The 24,589-nt window shown below is 72.8% G+C and carries 19 protein-coding genes; 16 read left to right on the top strand and 3 right to left on the bottom strand.

Annotation, left to right across the window (positions count from 1 at the left end; translation table 11 throughout):
• The 5 genes from AB0E77_RS29825 to AB0E77_RS29845 all read left to right on the top strand — a co-directional run.
• Positions 1-434, top strand: a 434-nt coding sequence (locus AB0E77_RS29825; protein WP_361576673.1) for a DUF3459 domain-containing protein, incomplete at its 5' end; no start/stop codon positions are given.
• A complete protein-coding gene (gene treS / locus AB0E77_RS29830; protein ID WP_361576676.1) occupies positions 431-2,149 on the top strand; it encodes a maltose alpha-D-glucosyltransferase in 1,719 nt (572 codons plus the stop codon). The genes AB0E77_RS29825 and treS, both read left to right, overlap by 4 nt.
• 28 nt (positions 2,150-2,177) lie before the next feature.
• The gene (locus AB0E77_RS29835) at positions 2,178-3,539 is read left to right on the top strand and encodes a maltokinase (RefSeq protein ID WP_361576679.1); all 1,362 of its coding nucleotides are present in this window, start codon (positions 2,178-2,180) and stop codon (positions 3,537-3,539) included.
• A 3-nt stretch (positions 3,540-3,542) separates the two neighbouring features.
• A complete protein-coding gene (gene glgB, locus AB0E77_RS29840; protein WP_361576682.1) occupies positions 3,543-5,765 on the top strand; it encodes a 1,4-alpha-glucan branching enzyme in 2,223 nt (740 codons plus the stop codon).
• Between the two features lie 153 nt (positions 5,766-5,918).
• Positions 5,919-7,022, top strand: a complete 1,104-nt coding sequence (locus AB0E77_RS29845) for a glutamate--cysteine ligase (protein ID WP_361576685.1) — start codon at positions 5,919-5,921, stop codon at positions 7,020-7,022.
• A gap of 30 nt (positions 7,023-7,052) precedes the next feature.
• Here the strand turns inward: AB0E77_RS29845 and AB0E77_RS29850 are convergent, their stop codons facing one another.
• On the bottom strand, positions 7,053-7,286 hold the full coding sequence (locus AB0E77_RS29850) for a DUF6480 family protein (protein ID WP_361576688.1): 234 nt from the start codon (positions 7,284-7,286) through the stop codon (positions 7,053-7,055).
• A gap of 149 nt (positions 7,287-7,435) precedes the next feature.
• Here AB0E77_RS29850 and AB0E77_RS29855 point away from each other — a divergent pair, with 149 nt between their 5' ends.
• Both AB0E77_RS29855 and AB0E77_RS29860 read left to right on the top strand, forming a co-directional pair.
• On the top strand, positions 7,436-9,346 hold the full coding sequence (locus AB0E77_RS29855) for an AMP-dependent synthetase/ligase (protein WP_361576691.1): 1,911 nt from the start codon (positions 7,436-7,438) through the stop codon (positions 9,344-9,346).
• A gap of 146 nt (positions 9,347-9,492) precedes the next feature.
• Complete coding sequence (locus AB0E77_RS29860; protein ID WP_361576694.1) at positions 9,493-9,927, top strand: ATP-binding protein; 435 nt, start codon at positions 9,493-9,495, stop codon at positions 9,925-9,927.
• Between the two features lie 9 nt (positions 9,928-9,936).
• On the opposite strand, the gene AB0E77_RS29865 is transcribed toward AB0E77_RS29860, so the two are convergent.
• Both AB0E77_RS29865 and AB0E77_RS29870 read right to left on the bottom strand, forming a co-directional pair.
• On the bottom strand, positions 9,937-10,389 hold the full coding sequence (locus AB0E77_RS29865) for an ATP-binding protein (protein ID WP_361576697.1): 453 nt from the start codon (positions 10,387-10,389) through the stop codon (positions 9,937-9,939).
• A gap of 49 nt (positions 10,390-10,438) precedes the next feature.
• Positions 10,439-10,810: a PRC-barrel domain-containing protein gene (locus AB0E77_RS29870; RefSeq protein WP_361576700.1), complete on the bottom strand. Its 372-nt coding sequence runs from the start codon at positions 10,808-10,810 to the stop codon at positions 10,439-10,441.
• Between the two features lie 303 nt (positions 10,811-11,113).
• On the opposite strand from AB0E77_RS29870, the gene AB0E77_RS29875 reads away from it, so the two are divergent.
• From AB0E77_RS29875 to AB0E77_RS29915, 9 genes are all read left to right on the top strand, one after another.
• Complete coding sequence (locus AB0E77_RS29875; RefSeq protein WP_361576703.1) at positions 11,114-15,103, top strand: HAMP domain-containing protein; 3,990 nt, start codon at positions 11,114-11,116, stop codon at positions 15,101-15,103.
• A gap of 226 nt (positions 15,104-15,329) precedes the next feature.
• Positions 15,330-17,684 (top strand): SpoIIE family protein phosphatase, encoded by a 2,355-nt coding sequence (locus tag AB0E77_RS29880; protein WP_361576825.1) that lies wholly within the window; start codon positions 15,330-15,332, stop codon positions 17,682-17,684.
• Positions 17,685-17,855: 171 nt separating this feature from the next.
• Entirely contained in the window at positions 17,856-18,248 is a 393-nt protein-coding gene (locus AB0E77_RS29885) for an STAS domain-containing protein (protein WP_361576706.1), read from the top strand.
• Between the two features lie 152 nt (positions 18,249-18,400).
• Positions 18,401-19,297: an STAS domain-containing protein gene (locus AB0E77_RS29890; RefSeq protein WP_361576709.1), complete on the top strand. Its 897-nt coding sequence runs from the start codon at positions 18,401-18,403 to the stop codon at positions 19,295-19,297.
• The gene (locus tag AB0E77_RS29895) at positions 19,294-19,725 is read left to right on the top strand and encodes an STAS domain-containing protein (RefSeq protein ID WP_361576712.1); all 432 of its coding nucleotides are present in this window, start codon (positions 19,294-19,296) and stop codon (positions 19,723-19,725) included. Before AB0E77_RS29890 ends, AB0E77_RS29895 begins: the two co-directional genes overlap by 4 nt.
• On the top strand, positions 19,725-20,165 hold the full coding sequence (locus AB0E77_RS29900; RefSeq protein ID WP_361576828.1) for an anti-sigma regulatory factor: 441 nt from the start codon (positions 19,725-19,727) through the stop codon (positions 20,163-20,165). Before AB0E77_RS29895 ends, AB0E77_RS29900 begins: the two co-directional genes overlap by 1 nt.
• Positions 20,165-21,229 carry an ATP-binding SpoIIE family protein phosphatase gene (locus AB0E77_RS29905; protein WP_361576715.1) on the top strand — a complete coding sequence of 355 codons (1,065 nt, stop codon included), beginning with the start codon at positions 20,165-20,167 and terminating at the stop codon, positions 21,227-21,229. The genes AB0E77_RS29900 and AB0E77_RS29905 overlap by 1 nt, the downstream gene beginning before the upstream one ends.
• On the top strand, positions 21,226-22,962 hold the full coding sequence (locus AB0E77_RS29910) for a SpoIIE family protein phosphatase (protein ID WP_361576718.1): 1,737 nt from the start codon (positions 21,226-21,228) through the stop codon (positions 22,960-22,962). Before AB0E77_RS29905 ends, AB0E77_RS29910 begins: the two co-directional genes overlap by 4 nt.
• A 225-nt stretch (positions 22,963-23,187) precedes the next feature.
• A complete protein-coding gene (locus AB0E77_RS29915) occupies positions 23,188-24,564 on the top strand; it encodes an NAD(P)/FAD-dependent oxidoreductase (protein WP_361576721.1) in 1,377 nt (458 codons plus the stop codon).
• Positions 24,565-24,589 lie beyond the last annotated feature (25 nt).

A 24,589-nucleotide genomic window follows, 5' to 3' on the forward strand; every position in this document is an offset into this window, starting at 1 on the left:
AGTACCAGCTCAAACCCCGCGACTGGGACGCCGCCGCCCGCGAGGGCCGCACCATCGCCCCCCTCATCACCAGGCTCAACACCCTCCGGCGCGAGCATCCCGCGCTGCACCGGCTCAGGAACCTGCGCTTCCACCGGACCGACAACGACGCCCTCATCGCGTACAGCAAGCGCGTGGGGAGCGACGTCGTCCTGGTGGTCGTCAATCTCGATCCGCACCGCACCCAGGAGGCCACGATCTCCCTCGACATGCCGCAGCTCGGCCTCGACTGGCACGAGTCGGTGCCGGTCCACGACGAACTCACGGGTGAGACCTACCACTGGGGCAGGACGAACTACGTGCGCCTCGAGCCGGGCCGGGCCCCCGCGCACGTCTTCCACGTCCAGCGGTCGTCCTCCGCCGCGCCGCAGAACGAAGGGTCTCCCGCCTCATGACCGTGAACGAGCCCGTACCGGACACCTTCGAGGACACCCCGGTCAAGGACCGGGACCCCGAATGGTTCAAGCGAGCCGTGTTCTACGAGGTCCTCGTCCGCTCCTTCCAGGACAGCAACGGCGACGGCGTCGGCGACCTGAAGGGCCTGACCGCCAAACTGGACTATCTGCAGTGGCTCGGCGTGGACTGCCTGTGGCTGCCGCCCTTCTTCAAGTCACCGCTCAGGGACGGCGGTTACGACGTCTCCGACTACACCGCCGTCCTGCCCGAGTTCGGCGACCTCGCCGACTTCGTCGAGTTCGTCGACGCCGCCCACCAGCGCGGCATGCGCGTGATCATCGACTTCGTCATGAACCACACCAGCGACCAGCACCCGTGGTTCCAGGAGTCGCGCAAGAACCCCGAGGGCCCGTACGGCGACTACTACGTCTGGGCCGACGACGACACGCGCTACCCGGACGCGCGGATCATCTTCGTCGACACCGAGGCCTCCAACTGGACCTACGACCCGGTCCGCGGGCAGTACTTCTGGCACCGCTTCTTCTCCCACCAGCCGGACCTGAACTACGAGAACCCGGCGGTCCAGGAGGAGATGCTGGCCGCGCTGAAGTTCTGGCTGGACCTCGGCATCGACGGCTTCCGGCTCGACGCCGTGCCCTACCTCTACGCCGAGGAGGGCACCAACTGCGAGAACCTGCCGGCCAGTCACGAGTTCCTCAAGCGCGTGCGCCGCGAGATCGACGCGCAGTACCCGGACACCGTGCTGCTGGCCGAGGCCAACCAGTGGCCGGAGGACGTCGTCGACTACTTCGGCGACTACGCCTCCGGCGGCGACGAGTGCCACATGGCGTTCCACTTCCCGGTGATGCCGCGGATCTTCATGGCCGTGCGCCGCGAGTCCCGGTACCCGGTCTCCGAGGTCCTCGCCAAGACCCCGGCGATCCCGTCCGGCTGCCAGTGGGGCATCTTCCTGCGCAACCACGACGAGCTGACCCTGGAGATGGTCACCGACGAAGAGCGCGACTACATGTACGCGGAGTACGCCAAGGACCCGCGGATGCGCGCCAACATCGGCATCCGCCGGCGGCTCGCCACCCTGCTGGACAACGACCGCGACCAGATCGAACTGTTCACCGCCCTCCTCCTCGCCCTCCCGGGATCCCCGATCCTCTACTACGGCGACGAGATCGGCATGGGCGACAACATCTGGCTCGGCGACCGCGACGCGGTGCGCACGCCCATGCAGTGGACCCCGGACCGCAACGCCGGCTTCTCGACCTGCGACCCGGGCCGGCTGTACCTGCCGACGATCATGGACCCGGTCTACGGCTACCAGGTGACGAACGTCGAGGCGTCCATGGCCTCGCCCTCGTCCCTGCTGCACTGGACCCGCCGCATGATCGAGATCCGCAAGCAGAACCCCGCCTTCGGCCTCGGCACCTACGCCGAGCTGCCCTCGTCCAACCCCGCCGTCCTCGCGTTCCTGCGGGAGTACGAGGACGACCTGGTGCTGTGCGTGAACAACTTCGCGCGGTTCGCACAGCCCACCGAGCTGGACCTGCGCGAGTTCGCCGGCCGCCATCCGGTCGAGCTGTTCGGCGGGGTCCGCTTCCCCGCCATCGGTGAACTGCCGTACCTGCTGACCCTCGGAGGCCACGGCTTCTACTGGTTCCGGCTCACCCGAGTCGCATCCCGCATCGGCCGCCGCGTGTGAGCACGGGCCGAGGAAAGGACGCGTCACCATGCCGAAGACCGCACCCCTGCGCACGAGACCGGCGCATCCCGCCGAGCCGATGGCCTCGCTCGGCGGGCTGCTGCGGGAGTGGCTGCCGAAGCAGCGCTGGTTCGCGGGCAAGGACCGGCCCGTGGCCGAGCTCGGTCTGCTGTCGATGACCGAGCTGTTCCCGGGCTGCCTGCATCTGCTGGTCCACACCGGGCACGGCCCCGTTCCCGCGCCGGGCGGCGCGCCCTCGGCCGGCGACTGCTACCAGTTGCTGCTCGGGGTGCGCGAACGGCCGTCGCCGCGCCTGGGACGGGCGCTGATCGGGCAGGTGCAGGACGGCCCGCTGGCCGGCCGTACGGTCTACGACGCGCTGCACGACCCCCGGACGGCCCAACTGCTCCTGGAACGGCTGCGGCAGCCCGGCGAGGCGGGTCCGCTGCGCTTCGAGTGCGACCCGTCGCGCCCGGTGCCCGGCGGGCTCGCGCCCCGGATCCTGGACGCCGAGCAGTCCAACTCCTCGCTGGTGTACGGCGACGAGTTCATCCTCAAGGTGTTCCGGCGCATCCAGCCGGGGGTCAATCCGGACCTGGAGGTGCCGAGCGCCCTGGCCCGGCAGGGGTGCGGGCGGGTGCCCGCGCCGGTGGCGTGGCTGCGGACGACCCATCCGTACGAGGCGACGCTCGGGGTGCTCCAGCCGTTCCTGCACGACGCGGCCGACGGCTGGACCCTCGCCCTCCAGGCGCTGTCCTCCGGGGACGACTTCACCGCGCAGGCCCGTGAGCTGGGCCGGGCCATGGCCGACGTGCACCTGGCACTGGCCTCGGCCTTCCCGGCCGGTCCCCCCGGGGAGAACGGCCGAACGGCCGCGGCGATGACCGAGCGGCTGACCGCCGCCGCGCACTGCGTGCCGGCGCTGCAGCCGTTCGTGCCCGGTCTGCGGGCGGCCTTCGCCGCACTGACCACCTGCGACTCGGGGCCGCCGGCCCAGCGCATCCACGGCGACCTGCATCTGGGGCAGGTGCTGCGGGCCGGCCGGGACTGGTTCGTCATCGACTTCGAGGGCGAACCGTCCCGCCCGCTCGCCGAACGGCGCAGCGCCCACTCCCCCGTCCGGGACATCGCGGGCATGCTGCGCTCCTTCGACTACGCCGCCCGGCAGCGCCGCCCGTGGCGCCCCGAGTGGGCGCGCCGCTGCCGGGAGGCGTTCTGCGCGGGTTACGCCGCCCGAGCCGGGTGGGACCCCCGTAAGAAGCACGGCCTGCTGCGCGCCTACGAGACCGACCGGGCCGTGTATGAGGTGCTGTACGAGGCCCGGCACCGCCCCGACTGGCTTCCCGTACCCATGGCGGCGATCGAACGACTCGCCGTGAGAGGAGACTGACCCGTGGCCCTCCGCGACACCTCGCTCCCCGAGCCGTCCGCGCCCGCCCCGTCCGCCCCCGGCAGCACCGTGGCGGCGCCGCCCCTGGACCCCACCGACCGGGGGCGCCTGCTGGCGGGCGCCCATCACGACCCGCACGCCCTGCTCGGCGCCCACCCGGTGCCCGGCGGGATCGCCTTCCGGGCCCTGCGTCCGTTCGCCCGCGAGGTGAGCGTGGCCGTCGACGGCGTGCGCCACGCCCTGGTGTCGGAGGAGGATGGCCTGTTCTCCGGCGTCCTGCCGCTCGCGGAGATCCCCGCGTACACCCTCGTCGTGGCGTACGAGGAGGGCGAGCAGGAGACGCACGACCCGTACCGCTTCCTGCCCGCCCTCGGCGAGCTGGACCTGCACCTGATCGGCGAGGGCCGGCACGAACAGCTGTGGCGGGCGCTCGGGGCCGAGCCGATGACCCACGAGGGCGTCACCGGCACGCGGTTCACGGTGTGGGCGCCCAACGCGCAGGGGGTGCGGGTCGCCGCCGACTTCACCCACTGGGACGGCACCGCGTTCCCGATGCGCTCACTGGGCTCGTCCGGGGTGTGGGAGCTGTTCCTGCCCGGGGTCGGAGAGGGCACCCGGTACAAGTTCGAGATCCACTCCCGCTACGGGCACCGGTTCCTCAAGGCCGACCCGATGGCCCGCGCGGCCCAGGAGCCGCCGAACACGGCCTCCGTCGTGACGGCGTCGCACTACGAGTGGAACGACGCGGAGTGGATGCGGACCCGGTCCGCCACGCCGGTCCACGAGGCGCCGTTCTCGGTGTACGAGGTGCACCTGCCCTCGTGGCGTCCGGGGCTGAGCTACCGCGAGCTGGCCGATGTGCTGCCCGCGTACGTCAAGGACCTGGGCTTCACGCACGTCGAGCTGATGCCGGTCGCCGAGCACCCCTACGGTCCCTCCTGGGGCTACCAGGTCACCGGCTTCTACGCGCCGACCGCGCGGCTCGGCTCGCCCGACGACTTCCGGTACCTGGTCGACGCCCTGCACGCGGCCGGCATCGGCGTGATCATGGACTGGGTGCCGGCGCACTTCCCGAAGGACGACTGGGCGCTGGCCCGCTTCGACGGGGACCCGCTGTACGAGCCCGGGGACTCCCGGCGTGCCGAGCACCCGGACTGGGGCACGTACTGCTTCGACTTCGCCCGCACCGAGGTGCGCAACTTCCTCGTCGCCAACGCCGTGTACTGGTGCGAGGAGTTCCACATCGACGGACTGCGCGTCGACGCCGTCGCCTCGATGCTGTACCTGGACTACTCGCGCGACTCCGGGCAGTGGGAGCCCAACCGGTACGGCGGCCGGGAGGACCTGGCGGCGATGGCGTTCCTCCAGGAGATGAACGCCACCGTGTACCGGCGCTGCCCCGGCGTGGTGACCATCGCCGAGGAGTCGACCGCGTGGGGCGGGGTGACCCGGCCGACCGACACCGGCGGGCTCGGCTTCGGGCTGAAGTGGAACATGGGCTGGATGCACGACTCGCTGGAGTACGTCGCCCACGAGCCGGTGCACCGCAAGTACCACCACCACGAGATGACCTTCTCGATGGTGTACGCGTACAGCGAGAACTACGTGCTGCCGATCTCGCACGACGAGGTCGTGCACGGCAAGCAGGCGCTGGTGTCGAAGATGCCCGGCGACTGGTGGCAGCGGCGTGCGAACGTGCGCGCCTACCTGGGCTTCATGTGGGCCCACCCGGGCAAGCAGCTGCTGTTCATGGGACAGGAGATCGCCCAGGGTGCCGAGTGGTCGGAGAAGCAGGGCCCCGAGTGGTGGCTGCTGGACGAGGGGTACGCGTCGGCGGGCGACCACCGCGGGATCCAGGACCTGGTGCGCGAGCTCAACACCCGCTACGGCCGAACCCCGGCCCTGTGGCAGCGCGACACCGATCCGGCGGGCTTCCGCTGGGTGGCCGTGGACGCGGCCGAGGACAACGTCTTCGCGTTCCTCCGGTTCGACAAGGAGGGCAACCCGCTGCTGGCGGTGTCGAACTTCTCGCCGGTGGTCCGGCAGGGGTACGGGCTCGCCGTCGGCGACGACGTCGAGCTGTGGCGGGAGGTCCTCAACACGGACGCCGAGGAGTACGGCGGCAGCGGGGTGGCCAACCCCGACCCGGTCAAGCCGGAGGACGGCAGCATCCGGATCACGCTGCCGCCGCTGGCCACGGTGTGGCTGGCGCCCTTCGGTCTCTGAGGCTCCGGGGCTCCGGGGCGTCGAGGCTCTGAGCGGCTCGGCGGGGGCGAAGCGGCGTCACCAGGTGTCCGGCACCTTTCCGGGGGCAGTCGGGGTCCGACGACCGAACACCCGGTCGTCGGGACCCGCGGCCCCGCAGAAAGGCGGCATCACGTGCGCACCGTCGGAGTGGAGGAGGAACTCCTCCTGGTCGATCCCGAGTCCGGCGAGCCGCGCGCCCTGTCCGCCGCGGTGCTCGCCCGGGTCGCCCAGGACGATACCGGGCAGGACGTCTTCGAGAAGGAACTGCACGAGCAGATGCTCGAGTTCGCCACGCATCCGCAGGCGGACATGGACCGCCTGCACACGGAGATCGGGCGCTGCCGTGCGGAGGCCGGGCGGCATGCCGGCGGGATCGGCTGCGCCGTCGCCGCGCTCGCCACCTCCCCGCTGCCGGTCAGCCCGGCCGTCGGCATGAACCGCCGTTACCGGTGGATGGCCGAGCAGTACGGCGTCGTCGTGCACGAGCAGCTCGTCCTCGGCTGCCACGTGCACGTGTCCGTGGACTCCGACGACGAGGGCGTCGCGGTGATCGACCGGGTGCGGCCCTGGCTGTCGGTGCTCACCGCGCTGAGCGCCAACTCCCCCTTCTGGCAGGGCAGGGACTCGGCGTACAGCAGCTACCGCAGCCGGGTCTGGCAGCGCTGGCCGTCGGCCGGGCCGACGGAACTGTTCGGGTCGGCGGAGACCTACCACCGGCGGGTCGCGGACATGGTGGCCTCCGGCACCATCCTCGACGAGGGGATGATCTACTTCGACGTCCGGCTGTCCCGGCGCTACCCGACGGTCGAGTTCCGGGTGATGGACGTCTGTCTGGACGCGAGCACCGCCGTGCTGATCGCCGCCCTGGCCCGTGCGCTGGTCGAGACGGCCGCCCGCGAGTGGCGGGAGGGCGTGGAGCCGGTCGGGCACAGTGTGAGCCTGCTGCGCCTGGCCGCCTGGCGGGCCGCCCGGTCCGGGCTGACGGAGGAACTGCTGCACCCCGCGACGATGCGGCGCATGCCCGCGGAGACGGTGGTCCGGGCGCTGCTGGAGCACGTGCGCGAGGCGCTGGCCGACGCGGGCGACCTGGAGCGGGCCGAGACGCTGGCCGAGGACCTGCTGCGGCACGGCAACGGCGCCCGCGTGCAGCGCGGGCTGCTGGAGCGCACCGGCAGCCTGCGGGCCGTGGTCACCGAGTGCGTGCGCCGCACCCAGCCGGACCGGTGCGGGCCCTGACCCGCCGGCCCGTCCGCCGGCGGTGACCGCTCAGAGGATCAGGGCCAGCGCGTAGGCGAGGAAACCGGCCGCCATCAGCACCACGAGGGCGAGGATCGCCAGCAGTGGTCCCTTGGCCCAGCCCTTCGGGGGGTTGTGCGCCTCGAACGGGCCGGCCTCGGGCAGGCTGCTCTCCGCCGGCGGGGTCTCGCCGGGCGGTACGCCGCCGCCGGGTTCCAGGCCGGTGGTGCGTTCCGGGTCGGGATCGGGGTTCGTGTAACTCATGCCGTCCGGGTCCCCCGATCCGCCGGGATCACCGGGTGGGAACACTTCTGCCGTCCCGGCCCCCCGTCGCTCGCGGCTCGGCTAGATTCGAGCCGCCGATGACGGTACTCGTCGGCGAAGTAACCCTCCGTACATGTCAGGAGCAGCGCATGCGCGACCTCGCTCTCGCTCCCCCGGCCGCCCCGCCGCCCCTGACCGGAGGGCTCGCCGACAGTCTCTTCGAGACGGCGTACCGCACGCCCGCCCTGCCGATGCTCGCGCGCCGTCCGGTGCCGTCCTCCGCGGTCTGGGAGGAGGTGACGGCCGCCGAGTTCCGCGACGAGGTGGTCGACCTGGCCAAGGGGCTGATCGCGTCCGGGATCCGGCCCGGCGACCGCGTGGCGATCCTCGCCCGCACCCGCTACGAGTGGACGGTGTTCAGCTACGCGCTGTGGACGGTGGGGGCCGAGGTCGTCCCGGTCTACCCGACCTCCTCGCGCGAGCAGGTCGAGTGGATCCTGCGGGACGCAGGCTGTGTGGCCGTGGTGGTCGAGGACGAGCAGAGCGTGATGACCGTCGGCTCGGTGTGCGCGTCGCTGCCGTCGCTGCGGCACGTGTGGCAGCTGGACGCGGGTGCGACGGCCGCGCTGGTGGCGCGCGGTGAGTTCATCCCGTTCGCGACGGTCGACTCGATGCGCCGCATCGTGCTGCCGGACTCCACCGCCGTGATCGCCTACACCTCCGGCACCTCGGGCCGGGCGCTGGGCTGTGCGCTCAGCCACCGCAGCATGGCCTTCCCCTGCGACACGCTGCTGGCGGGCTGGGGCCGCACGGCGGCGCCCGAGGGGGAGCAGGGCGCGGTCCTGGCGTTCCTCCCCTTCTCCCACGTGTACGGGCTGATGATCCAGGGCCTGTGCGTCCGGGGCGGGCTGCTCATGGCGCACGAGCCCGCGATGAGCGGCCAGGCGCTGTCCTCGGCGCTGCGGTCGTTCCGTCCGACGTACTTCTACGCCGTCCCGTCGGTCCTGGAGAAGCTCTACAAGAACTTCCTGCGCACGGCCCAGCAGTCGGGCCGGGGGGCACTGTTCGAGCGGGCGGCCGGTACGGCGCGGGACTTCGCCGCGGCCCTGGAGCGCCAGCGGCTCGGCCGGGGGCCGGGGCCGGGCTTCGATCTGCGGCTCCAGCACGCCCTGTACGAGCGGACGGTGTACCGCCGGCTGCGGGACGCCCTGGGCGGCCGGGTGCGGCGGGCGACGTGCGGCGGCTCGCCGCTCAGCCGCGACCTGTCCCTCTTCTACGAGGGCATCGGCGTGTACGTGCACGACGGCTACGGTCTGACGGAGACCAGCGGCGGGTTCACCATGCAGCCGCTGGGGCGGGAGAAGTCGGGCACCGTCGGACAGCCGCTGCCCGGCATGGAGGTCCGGGTGGCCGACGACGGGGAGATCCTGGTGCGCGGGCCGTCCCTGTTCCAGGGGTACGTCGGTGCCGCGGCGGCCACCCGCCGGGTGCTGCCGGGCGGCTGGCTGGCCACCGGGGACCTCGGGCACCTGGACGAGGAGAACTACCTGGCGATCACGGGCCGCAAGAAGGACGTCATCATCACCAGCGGCGGCAAGAGCGTCGCCCCGGCCGGCCTGGAGGAGCGGCTGCGGATGCATCCGCTCGTGCACCAGGCGGTGGTCGTGGGCGACAACCGGCCGTGCGTCGGCGCGCTGATCACGCTGGACCCCGAGTTCCTCAACCACTGGCGGGCGGCCCTGGCGCTCCAGGGCGACGCGTCGGTGCGCGAGGCGCGTGAGGAGAACGCGCTGCGGGAGGAGATCGCGCGGGCCGTCGCCGCGGCGAACAGCGCCGTGTCGCGCTCGGAGTCCATCCGGGTCTTCCGCATCCTGCCGGAGCCGTTCGACGTGAGCAACGGGCTGCTGACCCCGTCGATGAAGCTGCGGCGGGACGAGATCGTGCGGACCTACGCCTTCGAGATCGACGCGATGTACGAGGCGCGTTCGCGACGGCCACCGCGGGTGCCGGCGCAGGACCCGGCCGGCTGGGAGGACTCGGACAACGTCTTCTTCCGGTGACGTGAGCCCCGGAAGCGTCGCCCGCGGTGCGAAGTGCCCTCGCCCGGCACGGACGGGCGCGTAGGGTCCGCCGACTCGGGAACTAACAAACGAAGGGGAGGCAAAGAAGGGTCGACGCCCGGCGGACGCCGGGCCGGGAAGGCGAAATGGCAGCCGAGTCGCGTTGGGACAGGACACTGGCTTCCGAGGAGATCACGAGCCGCACCGCCAGCTTCACCGGGGAGTTGCACAATGTGACCGGTGCACGCCTTGTCGCGGAGGAGTTCCTCTACGACCTGGCGCGCGTGGCACCGCCCTCGGCGGCCGAGCACTGGGACGACATACTGCTCGTGGTCACGGAACTGGCGGCCAACGCGGTGCAGTACGCCCCGGGCCCCTTCGAGCTGCGGCTCCGCCGCACCTTCGACGGCGTGCACGTGGTCATGCACGACACGAGCACCACGGAGCCCGCACCGCGCCCCTTCCATCCGAGCAGCGGCGGCGGCGGTATCGGCTGGCATCTGATCCACACACTGTCCGACCAGGTGAGCGTCGTCACCGGCGGCCGGGGCAAGGACATCCACGTCTTCCTGCCCTGGTGAGCGCTCCGGTCAGCGGCCGGTGGGGCGCATCGGCACCAGGGCGCTGATCGTCTTGCCGCCCTCGGGGCGCCGTTCGACGGCCACGTCGCACGTGAGCCGGGCGACGAGCGGCCAGCCGTAACCGCTGCCGTGATGACGGGTGGGGAACGCGTGCACCGCCGGGGGTATCACGGGGCTGTGGTCGTGGACGGCGATCCACACGCCCTCGTCCGTGGTCCGGACCTCGAAGCCGGCCAGCCCGTCGCCGTGCCGGATCGCGTTGGTCACCAGTTCCGAGACCACGAGCAGCAGGTCGACGACGTCCTCCTCGCGCACCCCTCGGTCCGTGTCGCCCCATCGCTCGCGCACCGCCGACTCCGCGTACGCCCGTGCGCCGGCCGCGCTGGTCACGGCGGCCCGCTCGGACGCGCCGGCCGGCACGGTGCCGGAGGCGGGCGTGGTGGTCTGGCCGGTTCGTTCCATGTCTTGGTGTCCCTGGCTTGCTCGGGCCGTACGGCGTCCTGTGCGCGGCTCAGTCCTGGGCGGCGTCCCGGGGCGGCAACTGATCGTAGTAGTCGCCCACGGCCGCCAGATAGCCCCGGTCCTGGGTTTCGCTGTCGGTGCGGAAGCGGGGCGCGGCCTTGATCTCGGCCCTGGTGCACGCGACGGTGACGGTGCGGGCCGCGGTGTCGATGCCCCGGACCATGCCGACGGGTATGAGGACGCTGCGTCCGAAGACCCAGACGCCGGTGTCGACGACCAGGTGCCGCAGGCCGAAGTGGCCGGCCTGCCGGTCGACGTGGCCGACGGTTCCGTCGCTGGCGAGGACGGTGCAGCCCGTGAGGTCCTGCCCCTCCGTGTGACCGCTGCCCACCGGGTACGACCAGATGCTGTCCGTCGGCACGCTGCCCCTTCCCTTCCGCCTGGCTCGGCTCCGCACGGGCCGGCTCCACAGCAGCGGATACCCGGCCGGGGCCGCCGCATTCGGTGGCGGCCCCGGCAGAAGCCGTGAACGCCGGGCACGGCGTGGAGTTCTCCGCTTTGTCGCCGGGCCGGTACCTGGGTTAGCCTCTGACGTATTTTTCTCATCTCGCAGATCCGTGAACTGCGGAAATGCACACACATCAGACCGGGCCGAGCGACGGCTCCGGAGATGTTCCGAGCCCTCGGGTGCCGGGGGCTCCTGGGGAGCGGAACGAGGGTGCGCATGACCAGCGACAGCGGGGCCGTGGACGCGGTTCCGGGTGATCAGGAGTTGCGGCGCCTCCTGGCGGGCCTGACGGCCGTACGGGACGGCGACTTCGGTACGCGCCTGCCGGACGAGGCTGACGGCCTGCTGGGGGACATCGCCAAGGTCTTCAACGGCATGGTGGACCAGCTGTCGGTGTTCACCTCCGAGGTCACCCGGGTGGCCCGCGAGGTCGGCACCGAGGGCACGCTCGGCGGCCAGGCCGAGGTGCCGGGCGTCTCGGGCACGTGGGCCGATCTGACGGACTCCGTCAACGCGATGGCGGGCAACCTCACCACCCAGGTGCGTGACATCGCGCAGGTGGCCACGGCGGTGGCCGAGGGCGATCTGTCGCAGAAGATCGACGTCGACGCGCGCGGCGAGATCCTCGAGCTGAAGAACACGATCAACACGATGGTCGACCAGCTCTCCGCCTTCGCCGACGAGGTCACCCGCGTCGCCCGCGAGGTCGGCACCGACGGGCGGCTGGGGGGCCAGGCGGACGTCCAGGGTGTCAGGGGTACGTGGCGGGACCTCACCGACTCGGTGAACTTCATGGCGGGGAACCTGACGAACCAGGTGCGCAACGTCGCCCAGGTGGCGACCGCCGTGGCCAAGGGCGACCTCTCCCAGAAGATCACCGTGGACGCGCGCGGCGAGATCCTGGAACTGAAGAACACGATCAACACGATGGTCGACCAGCTCTCCGCCTTCGCCGACGAGGTCACCCGCGTCGCCCGCGAGGTCGGCACGGCCGGCAACCTGGGCGGCCAGGCGCAGGTGCGCGGTGTGTCGGGGACCTGGAAGGACCTCACCGACAACGTCAACGTGATGGCGTCGAACCTGACGGGGCAGGTCCGCTCCATCGCCCAGGTCGCCACCGCGGTGGCCCGCGGTGACCTGTCGCAGCGGATCACCGTCAAGGCCGAGGGCGAGATCGCGGCCCTGGCCGAGGTCATCAACACGATGGTCGACACGCTCTCCGCGTTCGCCGACGAGGTCACCCGGGTGGCCCGCGAGGTGGGCACCGAGGGCCGGCTCGGCGGCCAGGCGCACGTGCCCAACGTCGCGGGCACGTGGAAGGACCTCACCGACAACGTCAACTCGATGGCCAACAACCTCACGGGCCAGGTGCGCAACATCGCCCTGGTGACGACGGCGGTGGCCCGGGGCGACCTGTCGAAGAAGATCGACGTGGACGCCCGGGGCGAGATCCTCGAGCTCAAGACGACGATCAACACGATGGTCGACCAGCTCTCCGCCTTCGCCGACGAGGTCACCCGGGTGGCCCGCGAGGTCGGCACCGAAGGCCGGCTCGGCGGCCAGGCCGAGGTGGAGGGCGTCTCGGGCACCTGGAAGCGGCTCACGGAGAACGTCAACGAGCTGGCGGGCAACCTCACCCGTCAGGTCCGCGCGATCGCCGGGGTGACCAGCGCCGTCGCCGAGGGCGATCTGACCCGCTCGATCAACGTGGAGGCGTCCGGCGAGGTCGCCGAGCTCAAGGACAACATCAACGCGATGGTGCAGTCCCTGCGCGAGACCACCCGGGCCAATCAGGAGCAGGACTGGCTCAAGACCAACCTCGCCCGGATCTCCGGCCTGATGCAGGGTCACCGGGACCTGCCCGTGGTCGCCGAGCTGATCATGGACGAGCTGGTGCCGCTGGTGTCGGCGCAGTACGGCGCGTTCTACCTGGCCGAGGACGGCCAGGACGGACCCGAGCTGCGACTCGTCGGCTCCTACGGCTATCCGGACGGCGCGGACCGGCCCACCCGGATCGCCTTCGGCCGCACGCTGGTCGGCCAGGCCGCGCGCAGCCGCCGCACCATCGTGGTGGACGAGCTGCCGCCGGGCTACGTGACCATCTCCTCGGGGCTCGGCCAGGTGGTGCCCGCCGCCCTGGTGCTGGTGCCGATCGTGGTCGAGGGGCAGGTCCTCGGTGTGATCGAGCTGGCGTCGGTCACCCCGTTCACGCCGATCCACCGGGACTTCCTGGAACAGTTGATGGAGACCATCGGCGTCAACGTCAACACGATCGTGGCCAACGCCCGTACGGACGAACTGCTCGCCGAGTCGCAGCGGCTGACCGCAGAGCTCCAGGCCCGTTCCACGGAACTCCAGGTGCAGCAGGAGGAGTTGCAGCGCTCCAACGCCGAGCTGGGCGACAAGGCGTCCCTGCTGGCCGCCCAGAACCGGGACATCGAGGCGAAGAACCTGCAGATCGAGCAGGCCCGGCAGGAGCTGGAGGCGCGTGCGCAGCAGCTGTCGCTGGCCTCGAAGTACAAGTCGGAGTTCCTGGCGAACATGAGCCACGAGCTGCGCACCCCGCTCAACAGCCTGCTCATCCTGGCCCAGTTGCTCGCCCAGAACCCCTCGCGCAACCTCACCCCCAAGCAGGTCGAGTACGCGGGGATCATCCACTCGGCGGGCTCGGACCTGCTCCAGCTGATCAACGACATCCTGGACCTGTCGAAGGTCGAGGCCGGCAAGATGGACGTCTCCCCGGAGCGGGTGACGCTGCGCCAGCTCATCGAGTACGTCGAGGCCACCTTCCGTCCCATGACGACGCAGAAGGGTCTGGAGTTCACGGTGACGACCGCGCCGGGCGCGCCGGCGGACCTGCTGACCGACGACTCCCGGCTGCGTCAGGTGCTGCGCAACCTGCTGTCCAACGCGGTGAAGTTCACCGAGCGGGGCGGTGTGGAGCTGTCCGTCGAACCGGCTCCGGACGACGAGGTGCCCCGGGGCGTGGTGCGGGGCGGTGCCGTGGTGGCCTTCCGGGTCACGGACACGGGCATCGGCATCCCGGAGCAGAACCTGGAGTCGATCTTCGGGGCCTTCCAGCAGGCGGACGGCACGACGAGCCGCAAGTACGGCGGCACGGGCCTCGGTCTGTCCATCACCCGGGAGATCGCCCAGTTGCTGGGCGGTGCGGTCTCGGTGGACAGCACGCCCGGCCGGGGCAGCACGTTCACGCTGTTCCTGCCGGTGGCCCGGCCCGACTTCGAGGACCTGCCGGCCCGGGGCGGGGAGCAGGCGCCGGCCGAGTCGCCGGCCGACGTGCTCACCGGCCCGGTGCCGCTGCCCGAGCTGACGAGCGGTGACCGGCGGCGTCCGCGGCGCCTGCTCGTGGTGGAGGAACGGCCGCGCGGTCTGCTGACGCTGGTCGCGGAGAGCGTGGTCGCGGACCTGTCGCACGGGCGGGACGACGCGGGCAGGCCCCCGCTGGACGTCATCACCGCGGTCGGGGCGCAGGAGGCGGCCGGTGCGCTGGCGGCCGACCCGTGCCACTGCGTCGTCCTGGAGCTGGGCATGCCGGACTCCGAGGCGTCCCGGTTCCTGGAGGCGCTGCGGGGCGACTCGGCGCTGGCGAGCGTGCCGGTGCTGGTGCACAGCGGTCACCGCGCGGACGCGGCGCTGGAGGAGAGCCTGCGGGCCCGTGCCGGGGGCGGGGCGCTGGAGTTCCTGTCCAGCCTCGACGAGCTGCGGGAGCGGATCGCGCTGCACCTGGCCGCCGAGGAGCCCGGGGACGTGCTGTCCCTGGTCCGGCACGAGGAGCCGCAGCGTCTTGTGGCCCAGCCCGTGGAGGAGCCGCCGTCGGGCCGCACCGTCCTGGTCGTGGACGACGACGCGCGCAACCTCTTCGCGCTCAGCGGGATCCTGGAGCTGCACGGCTTCCGCGTCCTGCACGCGGAGAACGGGCGGCGGGGCATCGAGACGCTGATGGCCCATCCGGAGGTCGCTCTGGTGCTGATGGACGTGATGATGCCGGAGATGGACGGCTACACGGCGACGGCGGAGATCCGCCGGATGCCCGAGTACGCCGAGCTGCCGATCATCGCGGTGACGGCCAAGGCGATGCCGGGCGACCGGGAGAAGAGCATCGCCTCGGGCGCCAGCGACTACGTCACCAAGCCCGTGGACACGCAGGATCTCGTCGCCTGCGTCCGGCGCTGGCTGCCCGCATGAGCGCGCCGGCCCCCGTCCCGTACGCCGGTGGGCCGGGCGGCGCGCGACGCGTCCCGTCGTGCGCCGCGGCGGCCCCCAGCCGAGGAGTGACCCGACCGTGAGCAACTCCGAGCAGCCACCCGGACCCGGCGGCGCCGAGCCGCGCGGTGACTCCGGGGAGCGGGCCCCGGGCTCCGCTGCGCCCCGGGCCTGCGGGGTCGACGGCCCGGCCGCCGGCCTGCGCGGGATGACCCCGCTGTCGCCCGTGGGCCGGCTCGCGGCCACGGTGGACCGGCTCAGCCGCGAGGTGCGGGCCGCCCAGGCGGAGGCCGAGGGCCGGGCCCTGATCGAGCTCGCCAAGGGCGTGCTGGTCGCCCGGCTCGGCTGCGGCCCGGCACAGGCCGCGCGGCAGCTCGCCGAGCTGGCCGAGCAGTCCCAGGTGACGCCGTTGGAGTTCGCGGTCGACGTCATCAACCAGGCGGCCCGGGACCGCATGTCGGAGGTCACGGACGCCTTCCTCGCCGCCACCTCGGCGGCGGAGGCGTCCGAGGAGGCCGGGCAGCCGTCCGCCGAGTCCGCCGCAGTGCGGCTGCGGGCGGCCGAGAGCGGCGCGCTGGCCGCGGACGACACCCAGGCCGTCGCGGGCGCCCTCCTCGAGCAGGCCCTGCGCCCGCTCGGCGCGATCGCCGTGGCCATCTGGGCGGCCGGCTCCGACGGGTCTCTCACCCTGGCCGGCTGCGCCGGGTTCTCGGCCGCCGAGGCCACCCGCTGGCGTTATGTGCCGCCGGACGTGGCGACGGTGGCGCGGCGCGGCCTGACCGAACGCGCGGGCCAGTGGATCACGTCGCTGGCGGACACCGGGCTGCCCAGCGTGGGGCGGCACCAGCATCCGGAGGGAGGCCGTGTCGCCGTGCCCGCCGGCACCGGGGGACGCATCCACGGGGTGCTGGAGATCGTCTGGCCGGGGCCCCTGCCCGCGCAGCCGCCCCAGGTGGTGCGGCAGGTGGAGGCCCTGGCGGAGCTGTGCGCGCACACGCTGGAGACGTACACGCCGTCTCTCGGCGCGGGGCCGGAGCCGCGGGTGCTGCCGGACGCCGCGGAGCTGATGGACCTGGCGGACGGGCTGCACGACCCCGCACTGGTCCTGGTGCCGCACCTGGACGCCGCCGGGAACCTGGCGGACTTCCGCATCCAGCACGTCAACAACCGCTTCCTGGACCCGGCCGGGCGGCCCCGGGCCGTGGTGGGCGGCGCGCTGCTGCTGGAGGCCTATCCGATGGCCGCCGGGGACAGCGAGCTGTTCCGGAGCGTGGAGCGGGTCTACGCCACCGGCGAGTCGTTCCGGGCCCGGCGGATGAATCTGACCGCGCTGGTCGACCAGGTGCCGCTGTCGGCGGTCGCGGACATCAGCATCAGCCGGCACGGCAACGCCGTCCTGCTCATCTGGCGCATCGAGGACGAGACGGCCCGGCTGGCCAGCCTCCTCCAGCACGCCCAGCGGCTCGGCCGTATCGGCGGCTTCGAGGAGAACCTGCTGACCGGTGAGATCACCTGGAACGGGCAGCTCTTCGACCTGTACGGCCGTCCGCAGACGAGCGTGCCGGTGCCGCTGGAGGAGCTGGCCGCTCACGCCCATCCGGACGACGCCGTGCCGATCGGCCGGTTCCTGCGCACGCTGCTGCACCACCGCAGACCGGCGTCCGCGGCCTTCCGGCTGCAGCGTCCGGACGGGGTGACCCGGCATGTGCGGGTGGTGGCCGAACCGGTCCTGGACTCCGGCGACCGGCTGCTCCTGGTCCGCGGCGCCTACCAGGACATCTCGGCCCAGCACTGGACGGAGGTGGCGCTCGCCGCGACCCGCGACCAGCTGGCCCACACCGAGCAGCAGTCCATCGAACGCGCCCGGCTGACCCTGCAGTTGCAGCACGCGATCATGCCGCCCGCGCAGACACCGCTCAAGGTGCCCGATCTCCAGGTGGCCGTCCGCTACCGGCCGGCGGAGACGGAGCAGCTGGTGGGCGGCGACTGGTACGACGCGGTGATGCTGCCCAACCGCATGGTGCTGCTGTGCGTGGGCGACGTGGCCGGGCACGGCATAGAGGCCGCGACCAGCATGGTGGTGCTGCGCAACGCGCTGCGCGGACTGGCGGTGACGGGCGCGGGCCCGGGTCAGCTGCTGTCGTGGCTGAACATCGTGGCGCACCATCTGACGGGCGGGGTCACGGCGACGGCGGTGTGCGGCCTGTACGACCCGGTCCGGCGGACGCTGCGCTGGGCCCGCGCGGGGCATCTGCCGCCGGTGCTGGTGCGGGGGCCGGAGGCGAAGCCGCTGCCCCTGGTGCGGGGCATGCTGCTGGGCGCGGTGGCGGAGGCCCGTTACGAGGAGGACGAGGTGCAGCTGGCCGACGGGGACACGCTGCTGATGTACACGGACGGCCTGATCGAGCGCCGTGACCGCTCGGTGGAGGAGTCTCTGGCGCAGTTGCTCAGCACTGCCCGTCCCATGCCCAGGTCACTGGACCAGCACCTGGACCGGCTGCTCACCTACAGCAGGTCGGACACGGACGACGACACGTGTCTGGTGGGCATCCGGGTCGGGTGACGTATGGCCGTCGGATTCGGGGGTAGGCGGCGGGCGCGGTGAGCGGTGTTCACGGCGGGGGGCGCAGCGACGGTGAGACTTCGATCACCGGACGTGCCCCCCGTCCGCGGACTGCGCAGTCGCTCACGGGGGTGGCCCAGCCCCTGGCCGTCAGCTTTGTTGGAGGTACACGTGCCCATTGCCCAGAACCCGCTGTCCGTCGAGGTGACGCTGCCCCGCGAGGACGTCGCGCTGCTCAAGGTGGAGGGCTATCTGGACGTCGACACCGCGACCGAGTTCCAGCACCATCTGGCCAACCAACTGCACCATGGCCGACGGCACTTCCTGCTGGACCTGTCGGACGTCCCGTTCATGGACTCCTCCGGGATGAACATCGTCCTGAGGGTCTATCAGGAGGCGCGCGACCTTCCGGGCAGCGTGCACATCATCTCGCCCGCCCCGGCGGTGCTGCGCATCCTGGATCTGACCGGTGTGAGCATCACCGTGCCGGTGTCCGACAGCGTCGAGGAGGCGCTCGCCCGGGTCGACCGGGAACCGGAAGGTCCCGAGGTGCCGGACGCCTGAGCCGGCCCGCCGCGCCGCTCATCCGGACCGGTCGTGCGGGAGCAGGTGTCGTACGAGGTCGGCGGGTGGTTACAGTTGCCGCCGGGCAGAGTCACGTCGCCGTCCCGCCGCCCGCGGGCCGGTACGGCGCAACGCGGATGAGGAGTGGACAGGTGCCGGAGCAGGCGGAGGGAACGGCCGGATCGGCGACGCAGGAGGTCAGGGAGTTCCTGCGTCGACGCCGTGAGCAGATCGCCCAGCGCTGGGCCGACGAGCCCTTGTTCCGGGCCGTGTTCACCCTCTCGCGCGACGAGGCGGTCGAGGCGGGGAAGTCCGTGGTGGACGCGCTGGCCCAAGTCGCCGACGCGTCGCGGGTGGAGGACCCGGACGCCGCGGGATTCACCACGGTGCGCGAGCAGTTGGCGCGGATGGGCACGGCCCGCTCCCGGGCGGGCCTGAGCACCGCGCAGGTGTCGAGCGAGCTGGCCGCGCTGCGTCCGCCGGCCGAGAAGCTGCTGATCTCGGATCTCCCGGACGCGTCGGCCGAACACGTCCGGGACTGTGTCACCACGCTGAGCGTGCTGATGGGCACCCTGCGGGTCGTGGTGATGCAGACGGCGCTGAGCGAGAACCAGGCGCTCATCGACCGGCAGCGGCTGCAGCTCCTCGAGGTGGCCACGCCCGTCATCAAGCTGTGGGACGGCATCGTGGCCGTGCCGCTGATCGGCACGCTGGACAGCGCCCGCAGCCAGGTCGTGATGGAGACCCTGCTGGAGTCCGTCGTCGAGCAGCAGGCGCGGTACGCGATCCTGGACATCACCGGGGTCCCGACCGTGGACTCGCTGGTGGCCCAGCATCTGATGAAGACGGTCGCGGCGGCCCGCCTGATGGGGGCCGAGTGCATCGTCTCCGGCATTCGGCCGGCGATCGCGCAGACGATGGTCCACCTCGGCCTGGACCTGGGCACGGTGGTGACCCGGGCGAGCCTCGCCGACGCGCTGGGCTACGTCCTGCACCAGCTCGGGGTCGGCATCGTCAACCCCGTCGCGAACGGTCCGGTCGCGCGGTGAACGAGGCGTTCCCCGGACCCCACGCGGGTCCCGTGACGGCGCATGTACCGGTGCTGCGGCTCGGTGACGTCCTGCTGGTCACCCTCCAGGGGGATCTGCACGACAGCACGGCGCGGCAGCTCCAGGACGACCTGGCCGAGACCATCGTGCGCACCGGGGCCGCCGGCGTGATCATCGACATCTCCGGCGTGGAGATCGTCGACTCCTTCCTGGGCCGGGTGCTGGCCGAGATCGCCGGCCAGACCGATCTGCTGGCGGCCCGCACCGTGGTGGTCGGCATGCGGCCGGCGGTCGCGATCACCCTGGTGGAGCTGGGCCTGACCCTGCCGCGGGTGCACACCGCGCTCAGCACCGAGGTGGCCATGGACCTCCTCACGCGGAATGCTCCGTCGTCCCGCTTCGGCGGCCTGCGCCAGGAGAGTCCGTGATGCACACTGCCGCGGGCGCCCAGGCCCGCCTGCCGATCCGTTCCGACATGGATCTGGTGTGGGTGCGACAGCACGTGCGGCAGGCCGCCGCCCAGCTCGGCTTCGGGCTGGTGGACCAGACCAAGCTGGTCACGGCGGCCAGCGAACTGGCCCGTAACACGCTGGTGTACGGCGGCGGCGGCACCATGGACACGGAGGCCGTCACCGAGGGCGGCGTGCGGGGCCTGAGGCTGACCTTCAGCGACGAGGGCCCGGGCATCGCCGACGTGGAGCAGGCGCTCAGCGACGGCTTCACCTCCGGCGACGGCCTCGGCATGGGCCTGGGCGGCGCCCGGCGCCTGGTGCACGACTTCGCGATCGACAGCGGCCCGGGCATCGGCACCACCGTGCGGGTGACCTCCTGGGCGGGCCGTCCGCCGCGCCCGCGGGAGGAGTTCTGATGCCCCGTGTGTGGGACGTGCCCGTGCACGACTCGACCCGGGTGCGCGACGCCCGGGTGGCCGCCGAACACGCGGCGGCCCGGGCCGGACTGGACGAGCAGTGCACGGCCTCCGCGGCGCTGGTGGCGACCGAGCTGGCCACCAATCTGCTCAAGCACGCCGGGGGCGGCCAGGTCCTCATCGACGTGGTGTCCCCGCCCGTCCTCGGGGCCGGCCACCAGGACGCCAGGGCCGTGCAGATCACGACGGTCGACCACGGTCCGGGCATCGCCGACGTGTCCGCCGCGCTGAGCGACGGCTTCACCACCACGACTTCGCTCGGCGCGGGGCTGGGCACCTGTGCGCGCCTCGCCGACGACTTCGAGATCCACAGCGTCCCGGGCCGGGGCACCGTGACGCTGGCCCGGCTCGGCGGGGCGCCGCGCGACCGTGCCGGGGCGGCGGACCCGGTGGCGGCCGTGCGGGCCGGGGGCGTGAACGTGCCGTTCGCCGGTGCCGACTACTCGGGCGACGCCTGGGCGTGGGTGCGCACCGAGGACCGGGTGACGCTGATGCTGGCCGACGGGCTGGGCCACGGCCCGGAGGCGGCCCGGGCCTCGTCGGCCGCGGTGGAGGCGCTGCGCGGCGCCGCCCGCCTGGCGCCCTCCGAGGTGCTGAAGCACCTGGACGCGGCGCTGGCCGGCACCCGCGGCGCGGCCGTGGCGGTCGCCCAGGTGGACACGCGGGCGGCGCGGCTCCGGTTCGCCGGCGTCGGCAACATAGGAGCCCGGCTCTGCGCGGGCGGCACGTGGCGCCCGCTGGTGTCCCAGCCCGGCATCGTCGGCACGCACCGGCCCACGACCGTGCGCGACGAGGAGCGGGAGTGGGGGGACGACCGGGTGCTGATCCTGCACAGCGACGGCCTGCCCAGCCGCTGGACGCCGTCCCCCGACGCCTGCGCGCCCGGCGTCGACCCGGCCGTGACGGCCGCCGTGACGATCCGTGACGCCAGCAGTTCCGCCCGCCCCGTGCGGGACGACACCGCCGTGGCCGTCGTGACCTCGACCCCGCCGGACCGCCGATGATCCGTACCTGGCAGATCAACGACGTCACCGACGCCGCCCGCGCCCGTATCGCCACCGCCCGGCTGGCCGCGGCCCACGGGGTGCCGCCGCTGGAGCGGACCCGGCTGGCGGCCTCGCTGAGCGCGCGGCTGCGGCAGTGCCTGACCAAGGGCGGCATCTGGCGGCTGACCCTGGAGACGGCCACGGCGCCCGCGGGCACGCCGGACGCCGGACGGGGCGTGCTGCACGCCGTGGTGACGCCGGCGCGGGAGGCCGCGGCCGCCGGTGAGCCCCCGTGGCGGATGACGGTGTCCTGCCCCGAGGCGGTCCCGGCCGCCGGCGAGGGCGCCGTGGCGGACGACCCCGCCGCGCTGGCGGAAGCCCTGCTGGGCGCCGACGAGGACACGGCGCTGGTTCTGGAGCGGCTCACCGAGCAGGAGGCCCTGGTCGCCTTCCACCGGGAGGAGCTCCAGCAGACGAACCAGGGCGTGGTGGCGCTGCACGCCGAGCTGGACGCCGCCGGGCGGGCCCAGCGGGAGGCGTTCGCCGCCGAGCGCAAGGCCCGTACCGAGGCGGAGAACGCCCGCCGCAGGCTGACCTTCCTCGCGGACGCGAGCGCGGTCCTCACCGCCTCGCTCGACCACCACGCGATCGTGCGGCGGCTGCCGGACCTGCTCGTGCCCGAGTACGCCGCCGCCGTCGACGTCTGGATCTTCGACCAGGAGGGCGACCGCGACCGGTCCCCGGCGCACGCCGCCGCGGCCGTGGTCGCGGCCCGCACCGGCCGGCCGCAGTACGCCGCGAAGGAGCCGGGCGGGCTGCCGGGCGTCGACGACCAGCCGCCGTCGGCACTGGAGCCGGACCGCCCGCTGCTGTGCATCCCGCTGCCGACCCGGGGGGCGCCGCTCGGGGTGCTGACGCTCACCCCGCCCGGGGAGCGCTGGGACCCGGACGACGCCGTGATGCTGATCGAGCTCACCCGGCGGGCCGCCACCGCGATCGACCACGCCCAGCGCTACCAGCACAACCGCGACATCGCCGAGACCCTGCAGCGCGCCCTGCTGACGGACCTGCCCGCGCCGCCGGGACTGCGCCTGGCCGCGCGCTATCTGCCGGCCACGCACGGACTGAACATCGGCGGCGACTGGTACGACGCGTTCCGCCAGCCCGACGGCGGGGTGATCGTCGTGGTCGGCGACGTGACCGGGCACGGGCTGCGGGCGGCCGTGATGATGAGCCAGCTGCGGACCGCGCTGCGGGCCTACGCGGTCGACGGCGGCAGCCCCGGCCGGCTGCTGACCCGGCTGCACACCTTCCTGCACCACCTCCAGCCGGACCTGTTCGCCACCGCGGTCATCGCGCGCTTCCACCCCGACGAGCCGACCCTGACGTGGGCCGCCGCCGGTCATCCGCCGCCGGTGCTGCGTACCCCGGACGGCCGAGTGCGCACGCTGGACGCCAAACCGGGGGCGATGCTCGGCATCCCGCTGAAGCAGGAGATCGCCGACCACACCGAGCGGCTCGCTCCGGGTTCGACGCTGGCGCTGTACACGGACGGTCTGGTGGAGCGGCGGGCCCGCGGCATAGACCCGGGCATCGCGCGCCTGGCCGAGGCGCTGGGATCGTTCGCCCCCGAGCAGCTGGACACCGACCTGGAGGCCTCGGCGGAGGGGATCCTGCGGCCCCTGCTCAGCGACTCCGAGCGGGACGACGACGTGTGCCTGCTGCTGTGCCACCTCGACGGCTCCGGCTGAGCGGACCGGTCACCACTCCCCCACCCGCCCGTTCCGGGCCGTTCACGCGTGCCCGGTGCGGACCGGCGCCTACCGGGGCACTCTGGTGCACAGGGTGTGCCGCCTGCCCGGCGCTCCCGGCTCGCCGGTCCGCCGCCGACGCGATGGGACCGACGAGGTGCGAAGCAGCGATCCAGGGGCAGGCGAATGGCGTTCGCGGCTGACCGCCCTAAGCCGCAGAAAGGGATGAACACCGTGACACGACCCAGGATCCTGGTGGTCGGCGCAGGCTTCGCCGGCGTGGAGTGCGTCCGCCGTCTCGAGCGCAGGCTGTCCCCGAACGAGGCCGACGTCACGCTGGTGACGCCGTTCGCCTATCAGCTGTATCTGCCGCTGCTGCCCCAGGTCGCCTCGGGTGTGCTGACGCCGCAGTCGATCGCGCTGTCCCTGCGCCGCAGCAGCAGGTACCGCACCCGGATCATCCCGGGCGGGGCCATCGGCGTGGACCTCAAGGCGAAGGTCTGCGTGGTGCGGACCATCACCGACGAGCTCGTCAACGAACCGTACGACTACATCGTGCTGGCCCCCGGCAGCATCACCCGCACCTTCGACATCCCGGGCCTCACCGACCACGCGTTCGGCATGAAGACGCTCGCGGAGGCCGCCTACATCCGCGACCACGTCATCTCGCAGCTCGACCTCGCCGACGCCAGCCAGGATCCGGCCGAGCGCGCCTCCCGGCTCCAGTTCGTGGTGGTCGGCGGCGGCTACGCGGGCACCGAGACCGCGGCCTGTCTGCAGCGGCTCACGCACGCGGCCGTCAAGCGCTACCCGCGCCTGGACCCGGCCCTGATCAAGTGGCACCTGATCGACATCGCGCCGAAGCTGATGCCCGAGCTGGGCGAGAAGCTGGGGCGCAGCGCGCAGGAGGTCCTGACCCGGCGCGGCATCGAGATCTCCCTGGGCGTGTCCATCGAGAAGGCGGGGGCCGAGGAGGTCACCTTCACCGACGGCCGGGTGGTGCCCACCCGCACGCTGATCTGGACCGCGGGCGTGGTCGCGAGCCCGCTGATCGCCACGCTCGGCGCCGAGACGGTCAGGGGGCGCCTCGCGGTCACCGCCGAGATGTGCCTGCCGGGCAGCGACGGGGTGTTCGCACTCGGCGACTCCGCGGCCGTGCCCGACCTCGCCAAGGGCGAGGAGGGCGCCGTCTGCCCGCCCACCGCGCAGCACGCCTCGCGGCAGGGCAAGCACGTCGCCGAGAACCTCATCGCCACGCTGCGGGGGCAGCCGATGCGGCCGTACGTCCACAAGGACCTCGGCCTGGTCGTCGACCTCGGCGGCACCGACGCGGTGTCCAAGCCCCTCGGCGTCGAACTGCACGGCCTGCCCGCGCAGGCGGTGGCGCGCGGCTACCACTGGTCGGCGCTGCGCACGGGCGTCGCCAAGGCCAGGGTGGCGGCCAACTGGACGCTGAACGCGGTCGCCGGCGACGACTTCGTGCGCACCGGATTCCAGGCCCGCAAGCCGGCGAAGCTCAAGGACTTCGAGTACACCGACGCCTATCTGTCGCCGGAGCAGGTGCGCAAGCAGGTCGAGGGGGCGGGCCGGGCCGCGCTGTGACCCGCCGCCGCCGTCCCGCTCGCGG

This window comes from Streptomyces sp. NPDC032940 (assembly GCF_040636935.1).
Classification (GTDB): Bacteria; Actinomycetota; Actinomycetes; order Streptomycetales; family Streptomycetaceae; genus Streptomyces.

Bases quoted from the DNA above. Each gene is read 5' to 3' on its own strand.
- treS (WP_361576676.1), top strand. From the start codon at position 431: ATGACCGTGAACGAGCCCGTACCGGACACCTTCGAGGACACCCCGGTC.
- AB0E77_RS29875 (WP_361576703.1), top strand. From the start codon at position 11,114: ATGACCAGCGACAGCGGGGCCGTGGACGCGGTTCCGGGTGATCAGGAG.
- AB0E77_RS29900 (WP_361576828.1), top strand. From the start codon at position 19,725: ATGCACACTGCCGCGGGCGCCCAGGCCCGCCTGCCGATCCGTTCCGAC.
- AB0E77_RS29905 (WP_361576715.1), top strand. From the start codon at position 20,165: ATGCCCCGTGTGTGGGACGTGCCCGTGCACGACTCGACCCGGGTGCGC.
- AB0E77_RS29880 (WP_361576825.1), top strand. From the start codon at position 15,330: ATGACCCCGCTGTCGCCCGTGGGCCGGCTCGCGGCCACGGTGGACCGG.
- AB0E77_RS29910 (WP_361576718.1), top strand. From the start codon at position 21,226: ATGATCCGTACCTGGCAGATCAACGACGTCACCGACGCCGCCCGCGCC.
- AB0E77_RS29915 (WP_361576721.1), top strand. From the start codon at position 23,188: ATGAACACCGTGACACGACCCAGGATCCTGGTGGTCGGCGCAGGCTTC.
- AB0E77_RS29855 (WP_361576691.1), top strand. From the start codon at position 7,436: ATGCGCGACCTCGCTCTCGCTCCCCCGGCCGCCCCGCCGCCCCTGACC.
- AB0E77_RS29835 (WP_361576679.1), top strand. From the start codon at position 2,178: ATGCCGAAGACCGCACCCCTGCGCACGAGACCGGCGCATCCCGCCGAG.
- AB0E77_RS29850 (WP_361576688.1), bottom strand. From the start codon at position 7,286: ATGAGTTACACGAACCCCGATCCCGACCCGGAACGCACCACCGGCCTG.
- AB0E77_RS29860 (WP_361576694.1), top strand. From the start codon at position 9,493: ATGGCAGCCGAGTCGCGTTGGGACAGGACACTGGCTTCCGAGGAGATC.
- AB0E77_RS29865 (WP_361576697.1), bottom strand. From the start codon at position 10,389: ATGGAACGAACCGGCCAGACCACCACGCCCGCCTCCGGCACCGTGCCG.